General features: G+C 64.1%; 18 protein-coding genes. 11 read left to right on the top strand and 7 right to left on the bottom strand.

Annotated features, from left to right (window positions below; all coding sequences use genetic code 11):
- The first annotated feature begins 140 nt into the window (after positions 1–140).
- Positions 141–1,124: a DMT family transporter gene (locus AC07OD_RS23345; RefSeq protein ID WP_494598159.1), complete on the top strand. Its 984-nt coding sequence runs from the start codon at positions 141–143 to the stop codon at positions 1,122–1,124.
- Positions 1,125–1,221: 97 nt separating this feature from the next.
- On the opposite strand, the gene AC07OD_RS23340 is transcribed toward AC07OD_RS23345, so the two are convergent.
- Entirely contained in the window at positions 1,222–2,673 is a 1,452-nt protein-coding gene (locus AC07OD_RS23340; protein WP_494598158.1) for a sigma-54-dependent transcriptional regulator, read from the bottom strand.
- Positions 2,670–4,568 carry a sensor histidine kinase gene (locus AC07OD_RS23335; RefSeq protein WP_494598157.1) on the bottom strand — a complete coding sequence of 633 codons (1,899 nt, stop codon included), beginning with the start codon at positions 4,566–4,568 and terminating at the stop codon, positions 2,670–2,672. The genes AC07OD_RS23340 and AC07OD_RS23335 overlap by 4 nt, the downstream gene beginning before the upstream one ends.
- A 187-nt stretch (positions 4,569–4,755) precedes the next feature.
- On the opposite strand from AC07OD_RS23335, the gene AC07OD_RS23330 reads away from it, so the two are divergent.
- From AC07OD_RS23330 to AC07OD_RS23320, 3 genes are all read left to right on the top strand, one after another.
- Positions 4,756–5,484 carry a DUF4166 domain-containing protein gene (locus tag AC07OD_RS23330; RefSeq protein ID WP_494598156.1) on the top strand — a complete coding sequence of 243 codons (729 nt, stop codon included), beginning with the start codon at positions 4,756–4,758 and terminating at the stop codon, positions 5,482–5,484.
- A gap of 21 nt (positions 5,485–5,505) precedes the next feature.
- The gene (locus tag AC07OD_RS23325; protein WP_494598155.1) at positions 5,506–7,014 is read left to right on the top strand and encodes a TIGR01777 family oxidoreductase; all 1,509 of its coding nucleotides are present in this window, start codon (positions 5,506–5,508) and stop codon (positions 7,012–7,014) included.
- Between the two features lie 324 nt (positions 7,015–7,338).
- Positions 7,339–8,664 carry an AAA family ATPase gene (locus tag AC07OD_RS23320; protein WP_494598154.1) on the top strand — a complete coding sequence of 442 codons (1,326 nt, stop codon included), beginning with the start codon at positions 7,339–7,341 and terminating at the stop codon, positions 8,662–8,664.
- 3,401 nt (positions 8,665–12,065) lie between these two features.
- Here the strand turns inward: AC07OD_RS23320 and AC07OD_RS23315 are convergent.
- On the bottom strand, positions 12,066–13,133 hold the full coding sequence (locus AC07OD_RS23315; RefSeq protein WP_055397313.1) for a LacI family DNA-binding transcriptional regulator: 1,068 nt from the start codon (positions 13,131–13,133) through the stop codon (positions 12,066–12,068).
- A 271-nt stretch (positions 13,134–13,404) separates the two neighbouring features.
- On the opposite strand from AC07OD_RS23315, the gene AC07OD_RS23310 reads away from it, so the two are divergent.
- The 7 genes from AC07OD_RS23310 to AC07OD_RS23280 all read left to right on the top strand — a co-directional run bounded on the left by AC07OD_RS23310 (position 13,405) and on the right by AC07OD_RS23280 (position 19,763).
- Positions 13,405–14,088 carry an amino acid ABC transporter permease gene (locus AC07OD_RS23310; RefSeq protein WP_121506463.1) on the top strand — a complete coding sequence of 228 codons (684 nt, stop codon included), beginning with the start codon at positions 13,405–13,407 and terminating at the stop codon, positions 14,086–14,088.
- Positions 14,085–14,771: an amino acid ABC transporter permease gene (locus AC07OD_RS23305; protein ID WP_494598153.1), complete on the top strand. Its 687-nt coding sequence runs from the start codon at positions 14,085–14,087 to the stop codon at positions 14,769–14,771. The genes AC07OD_RS23310 and AC07OD_RS23305 overlap by 4 nt, the downstream gene beginning before the upstream one ends.
- 14 nt (positions 14,772–14,785) lie before the next feature.
- Positions 14,786–15,568 carry an amino acid ABC transporter ATP-binding protein gene (locus tag AC07OD_RS23300; RefSeq protein ID WP_494598152.1) on the top strand — a complete coding sequence of 261 codons (783 nt, stop codon included), beginning with the start codon at positions 14,786–14,788 and terminating at the stop codon, positions 15,566–15,568.
- A gap of 56 nt (positions 15,569–15,624) precedes the next feature.
- Entirely contained in the window at positions 15,625–16,419 is a 795-nt protein-coding gene (locus AC07OD_RS23295; RefSeq protein ID WP_494598151.1) for a transporter substrate-binding domain-containing protein, read from the top strand.
- A gap of 92 nt (positions 16,420–16,511) precedes the next feature.
- Positions 16,512–17,054, top strand: a complete 543-nt coding sequence (locus tag AC07OD_RS23290) for a VOC family protein (RefSeq protein WP_494598150.1) — start codon at positions 16,512–16,514, stop codon at positions 17,052–17,054.
- Between the two features lie 96 nt (positions 17,055–17,150).
- A complete protein-coding gene (locus tag AC07OD_RS23285) occupies positions 17,151–18,428 on the top strand; it encodes a ribulose-bisphosphate carboxylase large subunit family protein (protein ID WP_494598149.1) in 1,278 nt (425 codons plus the stop codon).
- Positions 18,429–18,431: 3 nt separating this feature from the next.
- Positions 18,432–19,763 (top strand): four-carbon acid sugar kinase family protein, encoded by a 1,332-nt coding sequence (locus AC07OD_RS23280; RefSeq protein WP_494598148.1) that lies wholly within the window; start codon positions 18,432–18,434, stop codon positions 19,761–19,763.
- 85 nt (positions 19,764–19,848) lie between these two features.
- Here the strand turns inward: AC07OD_RS23280 and AC07OD_RS23275 are convergent, their stop codons facing one another.
- The 4 genes from AC07OD_RS23275 to aceF all read right to left on the bottom strand — a co-directional run bounded on the left by AC07OD_RS23275 (position 19,849) and on the right by aceF (position 25,319).
- On the bottom strand, positions 19,849–21,270 hold the full coding sequence (locus AC07OD_RS23275; protein WP_369642409.1) for an aspartate kinase: 1,422 nt from the start codon (positions 21,268–21,270) through the stop codon (positions 19,849–19,851).
- A 214-nt stretch (positions 21,271–21,484) separates the two neighbouring features.
- Complete coding sequence (locus AC07OD_RS23270; RefSeq protein WP_369642408.1) at positions 21,485–21,709, bottom strand: DUF3079 domain-containing protein; 225 nt, start codon at positions 21,707–21,709, stop codon at positions 21,485–21,487.
- A gap of 45 nt (positions 21,710–21,754) precedes the next feature.
- Entirely contained in the window at positions 21,755–23,614 is a 1,860-nt protein-coding gene (gene lpdA, locus AC07OD_RS23265; RefSeq protein ID WP_494598147.1) for a dihydrolipoyl dehydrogenase, read from the bottom strand.
- 19 nt (positions 23,615–23,633) lie between these two features.
- On the bottom strand, positions 23,634–25,319 hold the full coding sequence (aceF, locus tag AC07OD_RS23260; RefSeq protein ID WP_494598146.1) for a dihydrolipoyllysine-residue acetyltransferase: 1,686 nt from the start codon (positions 25,317–25,319) through the stop codon (positions 23,634–23,636).
- Positions 25,320–25,323: the final 4 nt, after the last annotated feature.

Below are 25,323 nucleotides of genomic sequence, written 5' to 3'. Positions count from 1 at the left end.
GCGCCCGGCAGGCACCATCGGGCGCATCGATCTTTCTGGGCCCGCCTTTGAGCCTGCATGGCGTTCGCATTTTTTACATGCCCTGACCGCTTGCAGCGCGCCCTTTCCCCCCCCGCGCCCCCACCCTCTGCCCGCATCCCATGCCCTGGAAACACTGGTCCGCCGAACGCCTCGGCCTCATCCTCGCCATCCTGGCCGCGCTGGGCTTCTCCTTCAAAGCCATCTTCGTGAAGCTGGCCTATGCCGTGCCCCAGGCCGTGCCGGTGGATTCCGTCACCCTGCTGTGCCTGCGCATGGCGTTTTCCGTGCCCGTGTTCGCCTGGGTGGGCTGGCGTGCCAGCCGCAACCTGGCCCCGCTCACCCGGCGCGACTGGCTGCTGGTGATCGCGCTGGGCCTGCTGGGCTACTACGGCGCGAGCATCCTCGACTTCATCGGCTTGCAGTACATCACCGCCAGCCTGGAGCGGCTGATCCTGTTCACCTACCCCACGCTCACCATCCTGATCGGCGTGCTGTTCATGGGCAAGCGGGCATCGCGCCGCGAGATGGGGGCACTGCTGCTGTCCTACGCGGGCATCGGCCTGGCCTTCGCCCACGACTTGCACATTGCGGGCGACACGCACGCCGTGCTCATCGGCGCGGGCTTTGTGTTCGGTTCGGCCGTGTCGTACGCGTTCTACCAGGCAGGCAGCGAGCCCGCCATCCGGCGCCTGGGCGCGGCACGCTTCACGGCACTGGCGATGCTGGTCTCCACGGTCGCCACGCTGGCGCATTTCATCGTGTCCCAGCCCGCGGGCTCCCTGGTGCAGCCGGCCCCGGTCTACCTGCACGCGCTGGGCATGGCCATTTTCTCGACCGTGCTGCCGGTATTCATGACCTCGGCGGCCATCCGCCGCATCGGCGCAGCCCAAACCGCGCTGGTGGGCACGCTGGGCCCCATCCTCACGATCTTCTTCGGTTGCTGGCTGCTGGACGAGCCGCTGTCCTGGCCGCAGATGGCGGGGGCCGCGCTGGTGCTGGCGGGGGTTCTGCTCATCAGCAAACGCGGCGCGCCGGCGGTGCGCCAAGCGAAAGAGGGATCGACTTCGCCCGCATCCGTTGAATCCACCGTCAGACCGACCTGACCCCTCGCGGCGGTTGGCTCCTAGGGGCGGCGCGCACTTCCTTCCAGTCAGCGCCTAGGCCGCAAAGGTGCCTGTGCCTGTGGTCGCGCTCGCGGGCTTACTTCAACCCCAGCCGCGTCAGCTTCTTGATCAACCCCACCCGCGAAATCCCCAACCGCCGCGCCGCCTCAGACTGGTTGCCCGACACCGCCACCATGGTGTCGCGCACCATGCGCACTTCCAGCTCCATCAGCGCGGCGTCCAGGGGGCCGGTGCTGCCGGGCGGGGCCGGCGGATGGGTTTTGAGGTTCGCTGCGGTGTCGCTCACGTCGGGCATATCGCCGCTGGCCAGTTGCAGCAGCTCGGCATCCACCTCGCGCTGGTCGGGCATCAGCAGTGCCCCGGCGGACTCCACCACGGCTTTGAGCTCGCGCACATTGCCCGGCCACTCGCGCGCCATCAGCCACGCCAAGGCGCTGGCTGACAGGCTGGCACGGTGCGCCACGCGGTGCAAAAAGCGGGTGGCCAGCAGCGGGATGTCGGCGGGCCGCTCGGCCAGCGACGGGGTGCGCAGCACCACGCCTTTGAGGCGGTAGAACAGGTCTTCGCGGAAGGACCCGTCGCGCACCATCGCTTCCAGATCGCGGTGGGTGGCCGCCACCACGCGGGTGTCGGCGCGCTTGGGCACACGGCCACCCACAGGCACAAAAGTGCCCTCTTGCAAAAAGCGCAGCAGCTTGACCTGCATGGGCGGCGGCATCTCGCCCACCTCGTCCAGAAACAGCGTTCCGCCGTGCGCGGCCTCCACCAGGCCGGGCTGGTCGCGGTAGGCGCCGGTGAAGCTGCCTTTCATGTGCCCGAAGAGCTCGCTCTCCAGCAACTCTGCCGACAAGGCACCGCAGTGGATGGCGACAAAGGCCTCGCTGCGGCGGGCGCTGCAGGCGTGCAAGGCGCGGGCCACCAGTTCTTTGCCGGTGCCCGTGGGGCCCAGCACCAGCACGCTGACGTGGGTGGGCGCCACGCGGCGCACCAGGGCGCGCAGTTGCACCGTGGCGGCCGCCTGCCCCACCATGCCCAGGTCATCCAGCGACTGCCCTGCGCGCAGGGCGGCCAGTTCGGCATCGAGCCGCGCCTTGCGCAGGCCGCGCGCCACCACAAACCGCAGCATGTCGGGGTCGATGGGCTTGGTCAGAAAGTCCCAGGCACCCAGCTCGGTGGCGCGCAGGGCCAGCGCGTGGTCGCCGTGGCCTGTCAACACCACCACCGGCACGCGTGCAAAACGCGGGATCAGCTCCAGGCCGATCTCTGGGTCCATGTGCGGCGGCATGGCCAGGTCCAGCAGCACCAGTTCGGGCTGCTGTTTTGCAAACGCGGCCAGGGCCTGGTCGCCATCGCCCGCCAGCGTCACGGTGTGGCCCAGGTTGCGCAAAAAGGCTCCGCCCAGCCGCTGAAAGGCTGCCTCGTCATCGACCAGCAGCACATGGCCGTTTTGCGGCTCGCCTGCTGGCGTGGCGTCCTGCCCTGCATCCGGTGGGGTGTCGGCTGCGTTGTATGTGGTGTTGGCGGTCATGGCAGGCGTTGCGTCGTCGTCAAAGGAAAGCGCAGCGTGAAACACGTGCTCCAAGGTGGCCGCTCAGTCAGCGCCACCGACCCACCATGCGCGGCCATGATGCGGGCCACGATGGCCAGGCCCAGCCCGGTGCCGCCGGGGCTGCGCGATGCGAAGGGCTCGAACAGGCGGCTGCGGATTTCGTCCGGCACGCCGGGGCCCGCGTCGCAGATGTGCAGCAGCACGGCGGTGTCGGTGGTTTCTGCGTCGATGTGTACGGGGCTGTGCGTGGCTGCCGCTATGGCATCTGCAGCCCCATCGGGATCGGCAGCATCGGAGGCCATCGCGATGCGCGCGTTCTCCAGCAAATTGGTCAGCGCCTGGTCCACCCGCCGGGGGTCGGCCTGCAGCACCAGCGGCTGGGCCAGGCCGGCACCCAGGCTCACCTCAGGCAATCGCAGGGCTGCGTTGCGCACATGGGCGGCCAGGTCCAGCTCGCGGGGCACCAGCTTCCAGGGCTTGGCAAAGTCCAGCAGGTCGTGCGTCAGGTTGGCAATACGCGCCACCTGGTCGGCCACCTCGCGCCGCGTGTCGCTGGGCGCAGCGGCCACGGCCATCGAGATGATGTTGAGCGGGTTGCGAATGTCGTGCGCCACCGTGGCGGCCAGCGCGCCCAGCTCGGCCAGCCGCGCCTGCACCTGGCGCTCGCGTTCGCGGGCAGCAAACTGCTGGGCCTGCTCTACGCGCACCGCCGCCTCGGCCACCACCGTGCCAAACAGTTCGGCCACGTGGCGCGGGCCGGGCGGTGCGGCGTCCCAGCCCTGCAGCGTGGTTTGCCAGCCTTGCTCGCCCGGGTTGCACACCAGCTGCGGGGTGCTGCCGGGTGGAGTTGATGGCGCTGACGACGTTGAGGGTGTTGTTGATGCGGACGGAGCGCCAATCTGCACCTCCACCTGCGTCCCAATGCGTGCACTCAGCAACGTTGCGGCCTGCTGCGCCAGGGCCTGGGGTGTCTCGGCCGACAGCAGCGCGCTGCGCCAGGCGCCCAGGTCGGCAATCGATACCTCGCCCCCCGGGTAGACCAGCCGCTCGGCCACGCGGCGCACCGGGCCGTTGAGCGCCAGCACACTGGCCGCCACCGCCAGGCCACCCAGCCAGCGCGACTCAAACGGCAGCAGCGGCGTGAGCGCCAGCACCACCGCCCCCAGCGCCAACAGCAGCGCCCATACCAGCGCGCGGCGCGCCCAGGCGTTGGCCACAAACACGCCGTAACGCAAGATGCCGTAGACCAGAATCAACGAATACAGCGGCAGGCCCAGCAGCGGAAATGGGTAGATCGGCAAATCCAGCACCGCAATGCCGTACCCCGCCAGGCACAGCAGGCCCCACAGGCACGACGCGGTAACGGCGGCAATCTGCCGAAACTTCTGCCCATCACCCGACCGACGCGCGCGCAGCAAGGCCAGCAGCAGCACCGCCACACCGCCAATGCCCAAAATGACCCAGGCCATGCTGGCGATGGTGCCCACCGGGTCGGCCACCGCAATAAAGCCAATGTCGCGGTGCTCAATCAAGTGCCCCGGCACCAGGATGATGGAAACCACCGACGCAGTCGCGCCCAGCGCATAGGCCGCCGCAACGCCCCAGCGCCCCAGGTCCACCCGGCAAAACACGGTGCAGAAATGAAAGAACAGCGCAGAGGTAAATGGCGCCGTAGCCAGCAAGCGCATCGCCACCGGTTCGGTCTCAGGCCCCAGCCAGTTGGGCAGCTCGTTGCCCACCATCCACAGCGAGATGCCGATCAAAAACGCCGCCAGCAACCGGGCCCCCGCCACGCGGTCGGCCCAGGCCAGCAGCAGGGCTGCCAGCACCAGCGTTTCGAGCACCGAAAACCCAAGAACTGCGTGGATCAGCATGTGCAGACGGTGGTGGTGATCATGGCGTGACCTGTTCCTGGCGTTAACGGTGGGGGCTGCGCGCACTGTAAACCAAGTATGCAGTTCACAAAGCAAATTTCAATGAAATCAACCACTTGCAGCGGCCGCTGAGGCTGGCCCGGGTTTCGCAATAGAGAGTGCAACCGCCACTCCTGCAAAGCCCGCCATGTTTGCCCTTTTTACCCCAGCGCCCCGCCACTGCACCGCCAACCCAGCGCAGCCCAGCCCGGTACTCGACCTGCCCGCCTTGGCTGGCGCCGCAGCCTGGGCACGTCTGCCCGCCGCCGTGCAACGCCGCTTTGGCGCCGCGCACGCCGACGTCAGCTACCACGGCCACATGGACCTGCGCTGCTCGCTGATCGGCCACATCTACGCCGCGCTGACCCGGGCCTGGGGCGGCCCGCTGACCCACATCAACACCACCGCCCTGCCCGCCACCGTGAACGTCAGCCACAACGGGCGCGGCGGTGTGGTGTGGGAGCGGCGCTTTCACACCGGAACCGAAACCGAAAACGGCACCCGCCACGGCGCAGACCGCACCGTCCGATCCACCAAGGAGCTGGGCACCGACGGCACCCTGCTGGAGCGCACCGACGGCGGCCTGGCCATGTCGCTGGATGTGCTGGAAGAAGACGGCGCACTGGTGTTCCGCAGCCGCCGCTTCTGGTGGGTGGTGGCGGGCCTGCGTATCCCCGTGCCGACGTTGCTGACGCCTGGCACCTGCCGCGTTGCCCACACCGACCTGGGCGCAGGCCAGTTCCGCTTCACGCTGAGCATGGTGCACCCGCTGTGGGGCGAAACCTTCCACCAATCCGGCGTGTTCACCGATCCCGTCATCGATCCCGTGACCGATGACTGCACCGACCCCGCTGACACCGACTCTTCTTCTCACTGAGGGCTTCACACCATGACCGCCATGAACACCATCTTTCTGCTGCTCTCCATCCAGGCCGCCCTGGGCGCTTTTGACAACCTGTGGCACCACGAGCTCGAAGCCCGGCTGCCGCACCGCACTTCCGCGCGGTACGAGCTCTCGCTCCACGCCGCGCGCGAAGCCATCTACGGCGTCGTCTTTGTCGGCCTGGCCTGGTTTGAATGGCGCGGCGCCTTTGCCGCCGTGCTCGCGGCCCTGCTGCTGCTCGAGCTGGGCATCACCCTGGCCGACTTTCTGGAAGAAGACCGCACCCGGCGCCTGCCGCCGTTCGAGCGCGTGCTGCACACCGTACTGACCATCAGCTACGGCCTCTTCCTGGGCCTGATCGCCCCCGTGCTGTGGGCCTGGGTGCAGCAACCCACCGCCATGGTGTTGGCCCCGCATGGCTGGGTGTCTTGGCTGTTTACGGCCTACGCCGTCGGCGTGTGGGCCTGGAGCGTGCGCAACACGCTGGCCACCATCAAGCTTTACCGCACAGCACAGCCTGCACAGCCCAGCGCCCTGCATGCCCGCGGCCTCCAACCCCAGCCAGCCACCCTGGTCACCGGCGCCACGGGTTTTGTGGGCAGCGCCCTGGTGGCGGACCTGGTGCGCGACGGCCAGCGGGTGATCGTGTTGACCCGCGACGCCCTGCAGGCCCGCGCCAGCTTTGGCCCCGGCGTGTGGGTGGTGGACACCCTGGACGCGATTCCGTCCGAAACGACCATCGACGCAGTGGTCAACCTGGCAGGCGCCCGCGTGCTGGGCATGCCATGGACCCAGGCGCGCAGACGCCAACTGCTGGCCAGCCGGGTGGACACCACCGTGGCAGTCGTCAGCCTGATGCGGCGCCTGCAAAAGGCCCCGCGCGTGCTGGTCAGCGCATCGGCCGTGGGCTTCTACGGTGCATCGCCCAACGCGTCGATAGAGCCACTGGACGAAACCGCCCCACCCCGCCCGGGCGAGTTCCAGTCCGACCTGTGCGCGGCCATCGAACACGAGGCCCGGCGCGCCGAGGCCCTGGGCGTGCGGGTGGTGCGCATGCGGTTTGGAGTGGTGCTGGGGCACGGTGGTGGCGCGTATCCGATGCAGGCACTGGCCGCCCGCCTGGGCTTGGGGGCCGTGCTGGGGCATGGGCGCCAGCCTGCGCCGTGGGTTCACTTGGCGGACGCGGTGGGGCTGGTGCGGTTTGCGATGGCACACCCACAGCTGCAAGGCCCTGTCAATGCCGTGGCGCCCGAGGCGGTGACGCAGGCCGCGTTTGCGCAGGCCCTGGCTGCATCGTTTGGGCGGCGTGCGTGGATGCGCATGCCGGGGCTGCCGTTGCGGACCATGTTGGGAGAGATGTCTACGCTGTTGCTATACGGGCAGAACGCCGTGCCGAGCGCTGCGCTGGGCCATCGCTATCCATTTGTGTACCCTCAACTCGGCGGCGCACTTGCCGTCCTTGCGCGGGCCAAAGTGACGCGATCTGCACCAGCTCTGCAAAATATTGGTCAAAACAGGCTCTAGCGCTTATTGGAAAAGCGCCATAAGCTATCAAAAATGAAGCATCCAGTGACGCCCCGCCAAGTACCGTCACCGCTGCAGCAACCGGCGCGGGTCCGGTCACACCTTGCCCACAAACAGGTTTGCCACTCTGGGCGTGTCTGGCTTGGCGTTGACCGCATCTCGCGCGGCCTTAATCGCCTGCAGCAAGCTCTTGTCCTCCTCGCTACCCGGGCCCTGCTGCACCTCGTCCTGTGATCAGCACCACCCACTTGTCGACGGCGACAATGTGGAGCCCCCATCACACCGGGCTATGTGAAAAGACCAACGCTAGACAGGAAGCCCTCAATGAGCAAGGCAGGCATTCAATCCAATCGTGGAGATGGCTATCAGACGCTGGTTGCCTTTGAATGGGCACTCACCGTTCTCGATGATCCAACCTTTGAATGGCTTGAGGTCGATGCCGCGACGCTAAAGGTTGATGACGTAGTCATCGGCAAAACAGACGGTTCAAAGATTTGCTGCCAATGCAAAAAGAACCAAACAGAGCATCAGGCGTGGTCAGTGACGGATCTGGCTGGCGAACTTCAAAAAACCAGCCTCATGCTTGCCAGTGACCCGAAGACCTCTGTACGTTTCTATTCCCGAAGTCCCTTCGGGGAATTGGCAGCCTTGCGGGAGTTCAGCACCACCTATGCCGACGAGGCCAACTACCAAGCAAACTTGGGGCAGGCAACGGGGACGACAGATGCAAAACTGAAAACCCAGCTTGCGCATCACACGCCGACACTTTCCACCTACGACTTCCTTCGTCGCACCACATTTGAATCCAGTCCAGAGCTGGATCGCATGGAAGCACTGCTCCGCGAGCGCCTGCGTCGGTTGGCAAGCAACCCAGATGCTGCATTCAATGCCCTTTGGACGCGCCTTGACCAGCTCGGCTTTCGCGCTGACGGTCAGAACGGACAAAACGCCGCGGTACAACACCGCCTGACCAAAGCGGACCTTCAGTTCATTCTTCATGCTGCAGGTTCCATGCTGGCATTGCCCATGGATGTGGCCGAAGTTCGCTCTGCGTTTGGAAGCACGTCCTCCATCGGCAGAAAGTGGCGCCGAGATATTGCTGGCGAAACCGTTTCGACACCCTTAGTAGCTGAAATCCTGGCTGCGATTAACTCAAAGCCCTCGTCCATTTTGCTGACCGGCCAGCCAGGCGCTGGCAAAACATGCGTGATGCTGGCCTTGCAGGAAGCGCTTGAGCAGCAAACCCAGTCCCGTTCAGATCGTTTTCCCATATTTATCCAATCCCGCGAATTTGCGGACCTGGACACTGCGCAAGATCGTCAGGCGCAAGGGCTGCCACAAGACTGGGTGGAGCGCACGGCACGCATTGCTGAAGGAACCCATGTAGTGGTGGTCATTGATTCACTCGATGTTCTTTCCATCGCCCGCGAACACAAGGTGCTGGACTACTTTCTTGCTCAGATGGATCGCCTGCTGAGGCTGCCCAATGTCACGGTCATAACCGCTTGCCGCGACTTTGACCGCCAATATGACAGACGGATTGCACAGCGGAGATGGAGCAACGAATTCAAATGCCAACCAGTTGAACTGGGATACGGATATTGGCCCTCTGCTCGCCAGACAGGGCATCGACACTTCCAGCTTGGATGAGGCCACCCGGCAACTGATTCAGAACCCACGTGAACTGGCCTTGTATGTGGAGCTGGCAGGCCAAGGCGGTAGCTTCAACGTGGTGACAAGCCAAGCATTGGCTCAAAGGTACCTAGACACCATTGTTCAAGCCAACGATGAGCTGGGTGATGCCGCCATGCAAGCTATCGAGGCCATCGCAACAGAAATGCTGAGGCATCGCAGCCTATCAGTACCGCCGCAGCGGTTAGCAGCTTCTGATTTGGTCCGCAGGTCTCTACTGAGTCACAACGTCTTGCAATTAACCCAAGATGGGAAACTGACCTTTGGGCACCAAACTTTGCTGGATGTGCTGGTCATAAGTAATGCCCTACGTCACGGCAAGACATTGAATGCTTTCATTCAAGACTTACCGCCCGTGCCTTTCGTGCGCCCCAGCATCCGCAGTTTTGTGGCCCAACTGGCCGCTGGTGATAGAAAAACATTTCGCAGCCAATTGCGTACGGCACTCACCCAAAAAAATGCATTTCACATCCGTCGCTTAGTAGCGGAATGCTTGGCTGAGCAAATACCTCGCGACGATGACTGGCAGCTAATTCGCGATTTGCGAGCCTTACATCCAGAAGTCTTTCAGGTTATATACACCCAAGCTATTCGATTGGAATGGCATCACTTCTGGATGAAGCATCTGGTGGCCGACTTGAAATCTCAGCGCGACAGCGAGGGAATGACAAGACACGTTCACCGCGTCTCAGCTTGGAAAAATGATGATGTTGTGGGAGTAGTGGACTTCTGGACAGAAGCGCTTGCGACGGATTGGGTAGACCGTGTGCACTTGGCTGAACAATTAACGTATGCCATCGGAAGCATGGATCAGATGCATGCGGGCCAGATGTCTTCATTGGTGAAATCCTTGCTGAACATGCCGAGAGGACAACGCAGTTTTGTCGGCAAGGCTTTAGCCCGTTGTATTACAGCAGGAGGGCTGGATGACGAGATACTTTGGAAGTACATCGCGGGAGAGGTCAGCAACGATGATCTGATAGGACACCAATGGGACAAGAACCTGCATTGCGAGCCGCATGAATTTGGCAATTCGAATGACCGGTTTTTAAGTCGTCGCATGCAGGCGTCCACGCCTCTATTGTCCTTGTCTGTGGATTCATTGGAGCGGTGGGGACAAATCCGGTCATCACGATACGGCAGAGATCGGAGCTATTGGAGCGGTTTCCTACGCGACACATCTTATGAGGATGCCCACAGCCAAACTGACCACCGCCATGTAGATAGTGGAAGGGTTTTACTTGACGCTATCGAGGACGCCATCGTTCAACATGCCATCAACAATTCCGAGTGGTGGCAAAACAACCGGCAACGTCTGTGCTCCAACGCAGAGGGTTCATTGCGGTACTTCGCCATCTTGGCTTGCACAGCGGCGCCGGACACTAACCGGGATGTGATTGGCCTAATGTTGTGCGATGCAGGACTGCTGGAATCAAGTTTGCCTTTCGAACTGGGAACACTGATACAGACGAGTTTCATTGAGTTGGATCCAGGAGCCCAAGATGCAATCCAGGCGTGCATTTTGGGAATCCATCCCGAAGATGCCAGCGAGACGGGCCATCTTGCTTGGAAGCTGCATAAACAAGCTCAGTTAATTCTTCCCATCCCGTGCCATTTGCGTAGTCCAGCGACTCAAGCTGTCATTGATGCAGTCGAACGTTTCACTTGGCCTCTGGTCAGGCAGGCAAGCATTGGCTCTCGTGGTGGAGTAGTTTCATCGCCTTTTTCTTTTGAAATTTTTCTGAATTGCAGCGACTTGGGGATTTTGAAGTTAATAAGCCACTACGACGGCTATCTCAGAAACACTTTCAGTGATTTTTTGATTGGAGGTGAAGAGGAAGTGGGTGGTCAACTGCAAGAGGCCGCATCCCGAAACCCACTCCGATTCATCGCTTTTTTGCTGCACTATTGGGAAAAAATTCCGAATAGATTTCGCGATAACCTCATGCGCTGGGCTGCAACCTATCTCGACGTCTGTCACGGCAATCTGCGGCCAAATGGCAACTGGACCCCTGTCGAGGAAACCAATGTAGAGACTCTGCTTCAGAGCATTCTCAATGCCCTGGAAAAATACCCGGAATACTGGCATCACAGCCGCGAGGCAGCAAAGGCGCTGGAAGCCTGCTCGCATGTGATCCAAGACAGCCAGACGGCAGAACGCTTGGTGCATCTGGCCAATGATTTTTTAACCTTGGCCGAAGAAGACCCCCTACGAGGCGATTCTGTAAAGCTCTTAGACCTTGGCATCAATATGGCAAGGGGCCAAGCCGCCGATGCTCTGATGACTACTGGCGCAAGGCTTCAAGAAAAAAACATCCCATGGCCAGAAATATTGGCACCTGCTCTGCGATGCTTTGCGAACGATGCACATCCTGCTGTCCGCGCAGTCATGCTGCGACGTTTGCCCTATTTGCAGAGCCTTGCTCCTGAGGTGGGCTGGCAATTGTTTGACATTGCCATGCAAAAACCGGCCCCAGGTCTTTGGACGATAGCTGAGCCTTGCATGTACCACGCGTATCACCAGAAATTTGAGACAGTCAAACCTTGGCTTTCAAGGCTGGCGGCCCTTGGAATGGGGAAAGATTTGGAAACATGGGGCCGTATTTCTGCACTCGCGGCACTGAGCAACAAGCTTGATTTCAATTCGATGCTTGATGAGTTGAATGTTGCGAATATGGTCGAAGCCTGGCAAGGCGCGGCAACTGTTTGGAGTCACTCAGAAAACTATCAATATCATTCAAATCAATGTCGAGAGGCCTTTGAAGTCGGCATGGCCTCAGAAAATCGACATGCAGCCGTCGTTGCACGCAAAATGCGAGGCCTTTTTAGGGAAACGAAACCTTTGGCAGTTGTGCCCCTCACCCTACTCAAACGATGTTTCGATCTTTTGGAGTCCGACACTGAATCTAATGGGCGTGAGTTTTACGATTTTGATGCTTGGCTAAATGCTATGTCTCAGCGTGACCCAGAAGAGGCGCTCACCGCATGCGAAATTTTTCTGGAGTTCGTGCAACGCACCAAGCCGTACTTTTACGACAGCGAAAACAACCTTACCCAGCTGCTGACCCATCTTTTCGCCCATGCCGAAGAATTGGAAGAGTCGGATGGCGGGGCCATGATTCAGCGCGTCGTAGCGCTCCAGGACAAATTGCTTGCCATCGGTGTGAATGGCATCAGTGAATGGCTGAAGGCAGCGGAAAGACAGTGACTGCCTGTGACAGTTCTATTGGGCACTCACAGTCTAAGCAGTCAAATGCTTGCAATTTCGACGGAACGTTCAAGGCCGAAAGCTCAAGTGCCAAAGAGAACCGCCCGCCTTTGCACGCCGGTCCGGCACCCAGAGAGCCCACTGGTCTCCCCTACGGCAAATTCTCCCGAAAAATCACCTGACTCCGCGTCGTCTCCACCCCACTCGTCGGCTCCCTCCCATCCCGCAGATTCGCAAAAATCCGCACGCAGTTCATCACCGCGCCCTGCGGGTTCTGGGTGATCACCGCGTCCATCGTCCCGTCGATCAGCAGCGCACGCGTATCCGGCGTGAGGCCGTGGCCGATGAACACGATCTTGCGGTCTGCGCCCGCCTCCTTCAACGCACGCCCAATGCCTTCGGCCCCACCGCCGATGTTGTAGATGCCTGCTAAATCGTCGTGCTGCTCCAGCAGCGCGCGGGCCTGGCGGTAGTTGCGTTCGGCGTCGTCCTGGCCTTCGCGCACGCCCACCACCTGCACCAGGGGGAACTGTTCTTCAAACAGGTGCAAAAAGCCCGCCTCGCGCTCCTCGTGGGCGCGGTAGCGCAGTGATCCAACAATCATCGCCACATGCGCCTTGCGGCTGTGGGCCAGCGGGCCCATGAAGCGGGCGATCAGGTAGGCGGCGGTGCGGCCTGCGGCGCGGTTGTCCAGGCCCACGTAGGCCACGCGGCGCGAGTTGGATAAATCCGAGATCAGCGTGACCGTGGGCACGCCCTGCTCTGCCAGCTGGGCCACGGCCTCGCGCACCACGGGGTGCTCCAGCGCCATGAAGGCAATGCCGTCGCAGCGCTTGCCGTAGTGCAGCAGCGCCTTGGCCAGCGCGTCGGGGTTGAAGCTTTCGATGTACGCCGCCTGGCAGCGCACGTTGAACGGTGCCCAGTGGTCTTGCGCGTAGCCGATCACGTCGCCCAGCATTTGCAGGAAGCGGTTGCTGCCCTCGGGGATCAGCACCATCAGGCGCAGGGGTTGGGGCTGCAGCGCCGCGTGCAGCTCGGCCTGCGGTAGGTAGCCCAGGGTGGCGGCGGCCTGCAGCACCCGCTGCGCGGTGGCGTTGCGCACGCCCGAGCGTTGGTTCAGCACCCTATCGACCGTGGCGGTGGAGACGCCGGACAGCTGGGCGATGTCGGGGATGCGCGGGCTGCGGGGACTGCTGGGGTTGGGCGGGTTTTGAGCCATGTGGATTCAATCAAAAACCATCATTCAGCTTGCTGGTATTTGATGGATTCTGCGGATACTATCACTCGGCGTTCTATGCTGAAAGGCATCAGAACCCATCAGTAAAAACCCTAGGTTGTGACGGCTGGCACCCTTGCCAAGACGATCACGCAGGAGACAAAGACATGCCTCGTATTTCCGCTCACGCTCGTCTGTGCCCACAGGGCAAGCCGCCAGCTTTTGGCCGCCGCGCCAGCACACTCGCGGATTGACGCGCACGGTTGCTGCACTCATGACGTACGAGTTCGACTTTGCCAGCGTGCTGGCCAACTGGCCCCAGTTTCTGGAAGGGGCGTGGATGACCATCCTGCTGTCCTTCCCTGCCACCGTGATTGGTTTTGTGGGTGGCACGCTGCTGGCCATTGGCCGGCGCAGCGACCAGCGCTGGCTGGTGCGGGCCTGCGGTGCGTATGTGGAGGTGCTGCGCAACACGCCGCTGCTGGTGCAGGTGTTTTTGGTGTTCTTTGGCCTGGCCAGCCTGGGCTTCAAGGTGTCGGCGTTTGCTGCGGCGCTGCTGACGCTGGTGATCAACGTGGCGGCCTACACCTGCGAAATCATGCGGGCGGGCATGGATTCGATCCACAAGGGCCAGATCGAAGCGGCCGAGTGCCTGGGCCTCACGCGTCGGCAGGTGTACTGGCACGTGGTGCTGCGCCCGGCGATGGAGAAGGTCTACCCCGCGCTCACCAGCCAGTTCGTGCTGCTGATGCTGGCGTCATCCATCACCTCGCAGATTTCGGTGGAAGAGCTGACCGCCGTGGCGGCGCGGGTGCAGTCCGAGACCTTCCGCCCGTTTGAGGCTTACATCCTGGTGGCGGTGGCGTACCTGGCGTTGTCGCTGCTGATGCGGCTGGGGCTGTGGGTGTTCGGGCAGATCGTGTTCACACGCCAACGCAAACTAGGGAGCGCCAAATGATCGACGGTGGACTGAATTCGCACCACCTGCAGTACCTGCTGTTCGGCGCGCTGTGGACCATCGGCCTGTCGCTGATTGCGTTTGTGGGCGGTGGCCTGGCCGGGGGCGTGATTGCGCTGTGCCGCGTCAGCCCGATCAAGGCCGTGCGCTGGGCGACCATTGCGTGGATTCAGATCATCCAGGGCACGCCGCTGCTGGTGGTGCTGTTCCTGTGTTACTTCGGCCTGAGCATTGCGGGCCTGGAGCTACCCGCCATCGTGGCGGCCAGCATTGCGATGATTGTGTACGTCAGCGCGTATCTGGGCGAGATCTGGCGCGGGTGCATCGAGTCGGTGCCGCGCACACAGTGGGAGGCGGCCGAGTGCCTGGCCCTGTCTCGCACCCAGCGCATGCGGCTGGTGGTGCTGCCGCAGGCGGTGCGCATTGCCACGCCGCCCACGGTGGGCTTCATGGTGCAGATCGTCAAGAACACGTCGCTGGCGTCCATCGTGGGGTTTATCGAGCTGGTGCGTGCGGGGCAGCTCATCAACAACTCCATCTTTCAGCCTTTTACCGTATACCTGCTGATCGCCATCGTCTACTTTGCGATGTGCTACCCGCTGTCGGTGTGGAGCCGCAAGCTGGAGCAGCGCCAGCAGTTTGGAAACCGTGGCGCAGCCACTGTGCCTGTGACCACCGCATGAAACGAGAAGACACCATGAACCTCGCCCGAGACGCTGCCGCGCAACCCTTCCAGCCAGCGGCCTCGCCTGCGCAGCCCGTCGTTGAACTGAAGGACGTGCACAAGAGCTTTGGCAGCAACCAGGTGCTCAAGGGCGTGTCGTTTGCCATTCCCCGGGGCCAGGTGGTGGCCATCATCGGCAAAAGCGGCTCGGGCAAGAGCACGGCGCTGCGCTGCATTGACCGGCTGGAGATCATCGACAGCGGCACCATCAACGTGTGCGGCCACGCGGTGCACGACCCGGCCATCGACCTGCGCCAGTTGCGCCAGGACGTGGGCATCGTGTTCCAGAGCTACAACCTCTTCCCGCACCTGACGGTGGAGCAGAACATCACGCTGGCGCCCAAGGCCGTGAAGAGCCTGCCCACGGCCAAGGCGCGCGAGATTGCCGCCCGCACGCTGCAGCAGGTGGGCCTGGCGGACAAGGCGCAGGCCTACCCCGAGCAGCTCTCGGGCGGGCAGCAGCAGCGCGTGGCCATTGCCCGGTCGCTGGCGATGGAGCCGCAGGTGATGCTGTTTGACGAGGTGACCTCTGCGCTGGACCCGCAACTGACCGGCGAGGTGCTGCGCGTGATCGAAGCCCTGGCCCAGGGCGGCATGACCATGGTGCTGGTGACGCACGAGATGGAGTTTGCCGCCCGGGTGGCCGACACCATCATCTACATGCACGAGGGCAAGGTCTGGGAGACGGGCCCGGGCGCGATGCTCAAGAACCCGCAGACCGCCGAGCTGCGCGATTTCCTTTCTCACGGGCTCTGAGTTTCCAGGCCTGCCCTTTTCGATTCCCTATTCAAAAACCACCAGGAGACAACACCATGACCGCTTCCCTCATCCTCCGCCGCTCCCTGCTGGCCATCAGCGCCGCCGCCCTGTGCGTGCCCGCCATGGCCGAGCTGGCCGACATCAAATCCGCCGGCAAGCTGCGCGTGGGCATCGACTTTGGCGCGCCGTTCTACGGGTTTGTGGACGAAAAGATGAAGCCCGTGGGCTCGGACGTGGAAGCCGCCGAGCTGCTGGCCAAGGACCTGGGCCTGACGCTGGAGATCGTGAACACCACCAACTCCGCGCGCATCCCCAACCTGCTGTCGAACAAGGTGGACCTGATCATCTCGTCGCTGTCGATCACGCCTGAGCGTCAGAAGGCGGTGGACTTCTCCATCCCCTACGGCGCCATCCAGGCGGCAGTGGGCGCACCCAAGGGCCTCAAGCTCACCAGCATCGAAGACCTGGCCGGCAAGACCGTGGCCGTGACGCGCGGTGGCCCGCAGGACAAGATCGTGACCGAGCGCGCACCGCAGGCCAAGGTGGTGCGGTTCGACGACGAGTCCGCCTCCATCACCGCAGCCGCCACCGGCCAGGCCGACATCGTGGCCATCACGCCGCCGATCATCGCGGCCATTGCCAAGAAGAACCCGTCGCGCGACTTCGAGACCAAGTTCATCCTGCAGTCGTACCAGCTGGGTGTGGCCATGCGCAAGGGCCAGCCCGAGCTGATGGCCGCCGTGAACGGCTGGATCAAGACCAACCTGGCCAACGGCAAGCTCAACGACATACATGTGAAGTACGCGGGTGTGCCGATCCCCAAAGAAATCGTCGACGGCGCCAAGTAAGTAAATAAAGCAAGCCTGCAACCTGGGCGGCGCCTGATGGGCCCCGCCCGGCTGCGCCCTGCCCTGACGCATCACCAACAAAGGAAATTTTTATGAGCCGTCATTTCGGCGCCATCCGCCAACTTGGCTATGTGGTCCACGACATCGAAGCCGCCATGGACTACTGGAGCAAGACCCTGGGCGTGGGCCCTTGGTTCTACAACACCAAGGTCCCGATCAAGAACTACGTGTACAAGGGCGAGCGCTACGAGCCGCACAACTCGGTGGCGCTGGCCAACTCGGGCTATGTGCAGGTCGAGCTGATCCAGACGCGCAACGACGTGCCGTCGATGTACCGCGACTTTCTGCAGGCCGGGCGCACCGGGCTGCAGCACGTGGCCTACTGGACGAGCGACTACGACGCCGACCTGGCGCGGCTGACGGCCCAGGGCTTCAAGACGGTGATGAGCGGCGAGGTGGGCGAAAAAGGCCGCTTTGTCTACTTCGACACCGAGTACCACCCGGGCACGGTGATCGAGCTGTCGGAAGTGGCGGGCCCCAAGGGCCGCATGTTCGACCTGATCCGTGCGGAGTCGGAAACCTGGGACGGCACGACAGACCCGGTGCGGCCGTTCCCGGATCTCTCCAAGATCTGATGAAGGCCTGAAGAAGGTCTGAGTTTCAACCCAAATTGGCCTCTAGCGCTTGTTCCATAAGCACTCTCAGCTATCAAAACAGTAGTAGCACACCCCATGTCCCCAGACCGCTTTGAAGCCACCTACCTGATCGAGACCCCGCTGGACCCGGCCCACGTGGCCGAAGTGCTGGCGGGCGAACAATCGTGTGGCACCTTCACCCGGGTGGAGGGCGAGACCGACGCGCTGCGCGAACGTGCGCGCGCCACGGTCGAGTCCGTCAAGCTGCTGGACGTGGCGCCCGCCCCTTCGCTGCCCAACGGCTGGATGCAGCGGCGCGGCATGTTCGACACGCCGCAGACCTGGCAGCGGGCCCGGCTGCGCGTGAGCTTTCCGTGCGACAACATTGGCCCCAACCTGCCGACGCTGGCCGCCACGGTGTCAGGCAATCTGTACGACCTGGGTGAGGTCACCGGCCTGCGCCTGGAGTCGATGAAGCTGCCCAGTGCCTACCGCTCGCAGTTCGACATGCCCCGCCACGGCATCGCCGGCACGCGTGCGCTGACCGGCGTGCAGGGCCGCCCGCTGATCGGCACCATCATCAAACCCAACGTGGGCTTGTCGGCCGAAGAAACCGGCGACCTGGCGGGCCGCCTGTGCGCTGCGGGGGTGGACTTCATCAAGGACGACGAGGTCTGCGCCAACCCGGTGCACGCGCCGCTGGCCGACCGCGTCAAGGCCGTGATGCGCCGTGTGCGCGCCCACCGGGACAAGACCGGCAAGCTGGTGATGGTGGCCTTCAACATCACCGACGAGACCGACGCCATGCGCCGCCACGCCGACCTGATTGCCGCCGAAGGCGGAAGCTGCGTGATGGTCAGCCTGAACTGGTGCGGCTATTCCGCCGTGCAAACCCTGCGCCGCCACACCCCGCTGGCGCTGCACGGCCACCGCAATGGCTACGGCGCGCTGTCGCGCCACCCGCTGCTGGGCTTTTCGTTCAACGCCTGGCAGACGCTGTGGCGCCTGGCGGGCGTGGACCACATGCATGTGCACGGTCTGCAGGGCAAGTTCTCGCAGACCGATGAAGAAGTGATCGAGTCGGCCCACGACACGCTGGCCCCGCTGTGCGAAGGCCTGGACGACCGCGTGCTGCCCGCTTTCTCCAACGGCCAATGGGCCGGCACCGTGCCCGCCACCTGGGACAGCATCCAGTCCAACGACCTGCTGTTCATGTCCGGCGGCGGCATTCTGGCCCACCCCGACGGCCCCGCTGCGGGCGTGGCCAGCCTGCAGCAGGCCTGGGACGCAGTGCAAAAGGGCGAGACCCTGGCACAGCGCGCGGGCCACGCCCCCGAGCTGCGCCGAGCCATTGAATTCTTCGGCAAGAAATAAACGATGACGACGACGGCCCCTCTGTACGGCTGGTACGGCGACGACTTCACAGGCGCCACCGACACGCTGGCCGTGCTGGCCCAGGCGGGGCTGCGGTCCATGCTGTTCATGGGTGTGCCCAGCGCCGAGGCCCTGGCCGCCGCCGGGCCGCTGGATGCGGTGGGCATTGCTGGTGCCGCGCGCGCCATGCCTCCAGAGGCCATGCGGGCCGAGATGTCGGCTGTAGGCCGCTTCTTCGAAAAGCTGGCGCCGCCGGTGCTGCACTACAAGGTGTGCTCCACCTTCGACAGCGCCCCGCATGTCGGCAACATCGCTTGCGGCATTCAGACCCTGCACCCGTTCGTGAGCAACCGCTGGGTGCCCATCGTGGGCGGGCAGCCGAGCCTGGGGCGCTACTGCGCGTTCAGCAACCTGTTCGCTGCGGCGGGCACGGGCGGCGCCGTGCACCGCATCGACCGGCATCCCACCATGCGCCGGCATCCGGTCACGCCCATGGGTGAGGCCGATCTCCGGCTCCATCTGGCGCGCCAGGGGCTGGATGGCATCACCGCCCTGCACTACCCGCTGTACGACTCCCCCGACGCCCTGGACGCCGCACTGCAGGCCTTGCTGGCGCATGGCGCAGCGTCCCACGCCATGGCGCCGACCTTGCTGGACCTGACCACGCCCGGCCAGCTGGCCACCGTGGGCCGCCTGCTGTGGCAGCAGTCCCAACACGCCCGGTTGCTGGCCGTGGGCTCCAGCGCCGTGGCCCAGGCGCTGGTCGCCCACTGGGGCAAGACGGCGTCCACGGCCGCTGCGCCGCTGGCGCTCGCCGACGGGCCGGTGTTGGCCTGGGCGGGCAGCTTGTCCCCCCTGACCGCCGCGCAGGTGCAGGCCGCCACCGCATACCACCGCATCGCAGTGGACGCCCAACGGCTGTGCAGCGACACGGCCTACGCGCAGGGTCTGCAAGACGCCCTCTGCGCGGGGCTGCAGAGCGGAGAGAACGTGCTGGCCTTCACCGGTCCCACGGACGGCGCGCCGCTGGCCGCTGCGGCCTCTTCCACCGATGTCGCCCAGGCCAGCGCCCATCTGATCGCCCGCGTGGTGCAAGCCCACGCAGAACGCGGCGCGCCACTGCGCCGCATCGGCATCGCTGGCGGTGACACGTCAAGCCATGCAGTCCAGGCGCTGCAACTGTGGGGGCTGTCGTACAAGACCACGGTATGCCCCGGGGTCACGCTGAGCAGCGCACACAGTGCAGACCCGTCGCGCCACGGGCTCGAGTTGATGCTCAAGGGCGGGCAGATGGGCGGAACGGATCTGTTCGAAAGGCTGCTAGGCACCGCCTGACGGAGACATCCAGGCGACAAAAAGCCCGCGCAAGGCGGGCTCCTTATGAAAAGGCATTGCGGCAGGCGCGCCTGCCGCAATTTCTTCACACGCGTGGAACCGGAGTTCCTGAGTTCACGCACAGCGCAAGGTTCAGCGCCTTGATGGCCGTCTTGTAGTCCTCGCGCTCGATCACGAACTGCATGTTCACCTGCCGCAGGGTCTGGGACACGCAGTTCACGTTGACCCGCGCATCGGCCAGCGCCTGCGCGGCCTTGGCCAGCACGCCAGGGATGCCGATGTTGGAGCCGATGGTGCACACGATGGCGCTGGGCTTGATCGTCACGATCTGGTAGTCCTCCTGCAGCTCCGCCACCAGTTCGGGGGTGACCTGGTTGTCCCACACCAGGTGTGCGATGGAGTTGGCGTTGGTCGCCTTCAGGATGTAGCTCACATCGTGCTTGCAGAACACGTTCATCAGGCCCGCATCAAAGCCCACCGTGCCCACCATGCTGGGGTCGTGGATCTCGATCAGCGTGACCTTGTCGGTGCCGGTCACGATCTCCACGCGCGCGCGCTCGCCCACGAAGTCCTTGGTGATCAGCGTGCCGGGGTGGTCGGGCTCGAACGTGTTCTTCAGGCGGATGGGGATGCCGGCCAGCTCCATGGGCTTGGCGGCCTTGGGGTGGATGGCTTCCATGCCCACGTCGGCCAGTTGGTCGGCCACGTCGTAGTTGGTGGCGCCCACCACGATGGCGTTTTCCAGGCCCACGAGGTTGGGGTCGGCGGACGACAGGTGAAATTCCTTGTGGATCACGGCCTCGGCGGGGCGCACTTCCACGGCGATCTTGCTGAACGTGACCTCGGAATAGCCGCGGTCAAACTCGCGCATGATGCCTTCGGTGCCCTTGGTGTAGCCGGTGGCCACCACCACCTTGTCGCTCAGATCCAGTCCCTTGAAGCTCTGCGCGATGCGCTCGTCAATGGTCCAGGCTTCGTTGTCGTCAAAACCGGCCAGGTCCATCAGGATGGCGTTGACGCCACTGGCCTTGAGGATCTCGACCGAGTTGAACGCGCTGTGCGACTCGCCAATGGAGGCCAGCACCTCGCGCGCGGCCAACAGCACATCCTTGCGGCTCAAGTAGCCGCTGGCCAGCACGTGCTGCATGGCGTTCAGGTACTCACGCGCCTGGCCAATACGCTGGTCGATGAAGGCGTCGGCCACATCCAGCGGCAGGCCCAGGTCGGCGTAGCCCGCGTTCAGCTTTTTCAGGCTGGCGGCCAGCTGGGTCAGGGCGTCCTGGTAGCCCTTGCCCTCTGCAAACAGGGCATAGATGCCGCGCTCGCCCGTCTTCTTGTGCTCCAGCAACTGGTTCGTCACGCCCGAGTAGGCGGACACCACATAGATCCGGCCATAGATGCGCTTGGGATCGTGCAGCATGATGTGGCGCAGCACATCGCCAAAGGCGGTCATGGAAGTGCCGCCGATTTTCTCGACAGAGATCTTGGAGGAGTTGACGTCTGACATGGACAAGCTCAGAGGAGCAAAAAGGATTGGGAGGCCGGGCGGATGTCCTGCCCCATGGGTAGCGGCAGAAAACTCTCTATTTTCCACCACTTTTGTCGGGGTACCCTGGCGCAGGCATTGTGGCTGGGGCACATGCAGCGTCGCGTTGGCGCGGCTTCTGTGTATGGGGGGCCGCCTGGCATGGCCCGCGCAGGACCCTGTGGTCAAGCCCGTATCAAGATCGGGTCATGTTTCCCGCCACGAGGGGCGGTGCTGCCAATGCATCTTCGGCTGCCAGACCCCACTGGTCCCAGTCCTCGCCAAACAGCTCCGCCGGGTGCTGGGTGCGGTCCGAACCGTTGCCACAGCGCATGGCTTTGGCCGGACAGTACAGATCGCAGCCCCAGCACACCCGCTCGGGGTGAGCGGGTGCCTTGGGGAACCTTTTGGCAGCGGCCATGGGGCGCTCAGGTGGGCTGGCGACTGCTGCCGTCGGATCGTCAGATCACTTCTTCTGCGGCGGCACGTCGGTGCAAGAGCCGTGTGCAATCTCCGCCGCCATGCCGATGCTTTCGCCCAGCGTGGGGTGCGGGTGGATGGTCTTGCCGATGTCCACGGCGTCGGCGCCCATCTCGATGGCCAGCGCAATCTCGCCGATCATGTCGCCAGCGTGCGTGCCGACCATGCCGCCGCCGAGGATCTTGCCGTGGCCGTGGGCCTCGGGCGAGTCGTCGAACAGCAGCTTGGTCACGCCCTCATCGCGGCCGTTGGCAATAGCGCGGCCGGAGGCGGTCCAGGGGAACAGGCCCTTCTTGACCTTGATACCTTGCGCCTTGGCCTGGTCTTCGGTCAGGCCCACCCATGCCACCTCGGGGTCGGTGTAGGCCACGCTGGGGATCACGCGGGCGTTGAAGGCGGCGGATGCCAGCTCCTTGTTGCCCTGCAGTTCACCCGCGATGACCTCGGCCGCCACGTGTGCCTCATGCACCGCCTTGTGCGCCAGCATGGGCTGGCCCACGATGTCGCCAATGGCGAAAATGTGCGGCACGTTGGTGCGCATCTGGATGTCGACGTTGATGAAGCCACGGTCCGTCACGGCCACGCCCGCCTTCTCGGCGGCGATCTTCTTGCCGTTGGGCGTGCGGCCCACGGCCTGCAGCACCAGGTCGTACACCTGGGGTTCGGGGGCGGTGCCGCCCTCTTCCGCTGCTGCAAACGTGACCTTGATGCCCTCAGGTGTTGCCTCGGCGCCAACGGTTTTTGTCTTCAACATGATGTTGTCAAAACGCTTGGCGTTCATCTTCTGCCAGATCTTGACGAGGTCGCGGTCCGCGCCCTGCATCAGGCCGTCCATCATTTCGACCACATCGAGGCGCGCGCCCAGCGTGCTGTACACGGTGCCCATTTCCAGGCCGATGATGCCGCCGCCCAGGATGAGCATGCGCTTGGGGACTTCCTTGAGCGCCAGGGCGCCGGTGGAGTCGACCACGCGGAGATCGTCGGGCATGAAGGGCAGGCGCACGGCCTGGCTGCCGGCGGCGATGATGGCTTTCTTGAAGGCGATGACCTTCTTGGTGCCGGTCTTTTCCTGCGCCGTGCCGCTGGTCTCTTCCACTTCGAGGTGGTTGGCGCCGACGAAGCTGCCGTAGCCGCGCACGGTGGTCACCTTGCGCATCTTGGCCATGGCGGCCAGGCCGCCGGTGAGCTTGCCGATGACCTTTTCTTTATGGCCGCGCAGCTTGTCAATGTCGAGCGAGGGCGCACCGAAGCTCACGCCCAGGTCCGCCATGTGGCTGACCTCGTCCATGACGGCTGCGACGTGCAGCAGGGCCTTGGACGGGATGCAGCCCACGTTCAGGCACACGCCGCCCAGGGTGGCGTAACGCTCGACGATGACGACCTTGAGGCCCAGATCGGCCGCGCGGAAGGCGGCGCTGTAGCCCCCAGGGCCGCCGCCGAGCACGAGCACGTCGCAGTCCAGGTCGGCCGTGCCAGCAAAGCTGGATGCTACTGGATTGATAGCTGCTTGCGCTTGTGGTGCGGGCGCTGGAGCCGATTTTGGTGCAGATGCTGCAGCCACGGGTGTCGCAGGTGCCGGTGCAGCTGCCGGGGCCGCCGCGCCAGCGCCCTCCACCTCCAGCGTCAGCACCACCGAGCCTTCGGCGATCTTGTCGCCGAGCTTCACTTTCAGCTCCTTGACCACGCCAGCATGGCTGGAAGGGATCTCCATGGAGGCCTTGTCGGACTCCACGGTGATGAGGCTCTGCTCGGCCTTGATGGTGTCGCCGGGTTTGACGAGCACTTCGATGATGGCCACTTCGGCGAAGTCGCCGATGTCGGGCACCTTGATGTCGATGATTGCCATGGTGTGTCTTGCCCTTTCGTTACATCACGATGCGGCGGAAGTCCGCCAGCAGCGAGGCAAAGTACACGTTGAAGCGCGCAGCGCTGGCGCCGTCGATCACGCGATGGTCCCAGCTCAGGCTCAAAGGCAGCATGAGGCGCGGTGCGAACTGCTTGCCGTCCCATTTAGGCTCCAGGCTGCTCTTGCACACGCCCATGATGGCGACTTCAGGCGCGTTGATGATGGGCGTGAAGTAGCGCCCGCCAATGCCGCCCAGCGAGCTGATGGAGAAGCAGCCGCCGGTCATGTCGGCCGGGCCGAGCTTGCCGTCGCGGGCCTTCTTGGCCAGGTCGCCCATCTCTTGCGAGATCTGCACGATGCCCTTCTTGTCGGCGTCGCGGATGACGGGCACGACGAGGCCGTTGGGCGTGTCGGCCGCGAAGCCGATGTGGAAGTAGTTCTTGAGCACCAGCTGGTCGCCGTCAAGCGAGCTGTTGAACTCGGGGAACCTCTTGAGCGCGGCCACGGCGGCCTTGATCATGAAGGCGAGCATGGTGACCTTGACGCCACTCTTCTCGTTTTCCTTGTTGAACTGCACGCGGAAGGCTTCGAGGTCGGTGATGTCCGCGTCGTCGTGGTTGGTGACGTGCGGGATGACGACCCAGTTGCGGTGCAGGTTGGCACCGCTGATCTTCTTGATGCGCGAGAGGTCCTTGCGCTCCACGGGGCCGAACTTGGTGAAGTCCACCTTGGGCCAGGGCAGCAGGTCCAGGCCCACGCCGGAACCGCCCGCCGCTGCCGGCGCCTTGGCAGCCTGCGCCTTGGTCTGGGCGGCACCCGCCATCACCTGCTTGGTGAAGGACTGCACATCGTCCTGCGTGATGCGGCCCTTGGGGCCGGTGCCCTTGACCTCGTCGATGGGCACGCCCAGCTCGCGGGCGAACTTGCGCACGGAAGGGCTGGCGTGGGGCAGGCCCACGGTGGGCGTGCCGGGCTGGTGGGCGGGCACGGAGGCCGTGGCGGCGACCGGTGCAGCGGCTGCAGCAACCGGTGCGGGGGCGGCAACAGGCGCAGCAGCGGGAGCCGCCGCCGGCGCTGCGGGTGCTGCAGCTGCAGCAGGCGCACTGCCCGCCACGCCCTCCAGCAGAGCCACGAGGTCGCCGATGTTGACGGTGTCGCCGATCTTGACCTTGAGCTCCTTGAGCACGCCGGCGGCGGGCGAAGGGATCTCCATGGAGGCCTTGTCGGATTCGACGGTGAACAGCGACTGCTCGACCTTGATGGTGTCACCCACCTTGACCAGCAGTTCAATGACGGCCACGTCCTTGAAGTCGCCGATGTCGGGCACGCGCACTTCCACCGGGCCCGCAGCCGCAGGGGCTGCGGCGGGCGCAGCCGGCGCAGGCGCGGCTGCGGCCACGGGGGCTGCAGCCGCGGCGGCCGCGGGTGCAGGTGCCGCCGCCGGGGCTGCGGCCGCAGCGCCCGCGTCGGCGGCTTCCACCACGGCGATCACGGAGCCCTGCTTGACCTTGTCGCCCAGGGCGATCTTGAGTTCCTTGACCACGCCTGCGTGGCTGGATGGAATCTCCATGGAGGCCTTGTCGGACTCCACGGTGATGAGCGACTGCTCGGCCTTGACCGTGTCGCCCACCTTGACCAGCAGTTCGATCACGCCCACTTCGTCGAAATCCCCGATGTCCGGGACTTGAATGTCTACCAATGCCATTGTT

Source organism: Acidovorax sp. GW821-FHT10E03 (assembly GCF_059415205.1).
This window is presented reverse-complemented; position numbering and strand designations above follow the sequence as displayed.

Excerpts from the sequence above, each read along its gene's own strand:
- AC07OD_RS23295 (WP_494598151.1), top strand. The coding sequence starts at position 15,625 with ATGACCGCTTCCCTCATCCTCCGCCGCTCCCTGCTGGCCATCAGCGCC.
- AC07OD_RS23285 (WP_494598149.1), top strand. The coding sequence starts at position 17,151 with ATGTCCCCAGACCGCTTTGAAGCCACCTACCTGATCGAGACCCCGCTG.
- AC07OD_RS23330 (WP_494598156.1), top strand. The coding sequence starts at position 4,756 with ATGTTTGCCCTTTTTACCCCAGCGCCCCGCCACTGCACCGCCAACCCA.
- AC07OD_RS23345 (WP_494598159.1), top strand. The coding sequence starts at position 141 with ATGCCCTGGAAACACTGGTCCGCCGAACGCCTCGGCCTCATCCTCGCC.
- AC07OD_RS23280 (WP_494598148.1), top strand. The coding sequence starts at position 18,432 with ATGACGACGACGGCCCCTCTGTACGGCTGGTACGGCGACGACTTCACA.
- AC07OD_RS23310 (WP_121506463.1), top strand. The coding sequence starts at position 13,405 with ATGACGTACGAGTTCGACTTTGCCAGCGTGCTGGCCAACTGGCCCCAG.
- AC07OD_RS23290 (WP_494598150.1), top strand. The coding sequence starts at position 16,512 with ATGAGCCGTCATTTCGGCGCCATCCGCCAACTTGGCTATGTGGTCCAC.
- AC07OD_RS23315 (WP_055397313.1), bottom strand. The coding sequence starts at position 13,133 with ATGGCTCAAAACCCGCCCAACCCCAGCAGTCCCCGCAGCCCGCGCATC.
- AC07OD_RS23300 (WP_494598152.1), top strand. The coding sequence starts at position 14,786 with ATGAACCTCGCCCGAGACGCTGCCGCGCAACCCTTCCAGCCAGCGGCC.
- aceF (WP_494598146.1), bottom strand. The coding sequence starts at position 25,319 with ATGGCATTGGTAGACATTCAAGTCCCGGACATCGGGGATTTCGACGAA.
- lpdA (WP_494598147.1), bottom strand. The coding sequence starts at position 23,614 with ATGGCAATCATCGACATCAAGGTGCCCGACATCGGCGACTTCGCCGAA.
- AC07OD_RS23340 (WP_494598158.1), bottom strand. The coding sequence starts at position 2,673 with ATGACCGCCAACACCACATACAACGCAGCCGACACCCCACCGGATGCA.
- AC07OD_RS23270 (WP_369642408.1), bottom strand. The coding sequence starts at position 21,709 with ATGGCCGCTGCCAAAAGGTTCCCCAAGGCACCCGCTCACCCCGAGCGG.
- AC07OD_RS23275 (WP_369642409.1), bottom strand. The coding sequence starts at position 21,270 with ATGTCAGACGTCAACTCCTCCAAGATCTCTGTCGAGAAAATCGGCGGC.
- AC07OD_RS23320 (WP_494598154.1), top strand. The coding sequence starts at position 7,339 with ATGAGCAAGGCAGGCATTCAATCCAATCGTGGAGATGGCTATCAGACG.
- AC07OD_RS23335 (WP_494598157.1), bottom strand. The coding sequence starts at position 4,568 with ATGCTGATCCACGCAGTTCTTGGGTTTTCGGTGCTCGAAACGCTGGTG.
- AC07OD_RS23325 (WP_494598155.1), top strand. The coding sequence starts at position 5,506 with ATGAACACCATCTTTCTGCTGCTCTCCATCCAGGCCGCCCTGGGCGCT.
- AC07OD_RS23305 (WP_494598153.1), top strand. The coding sequence starts at position 14,085 with ATGATCGACGGTGGACTGAATTCGCACCACCTGCAGTACCTGCTGTTC.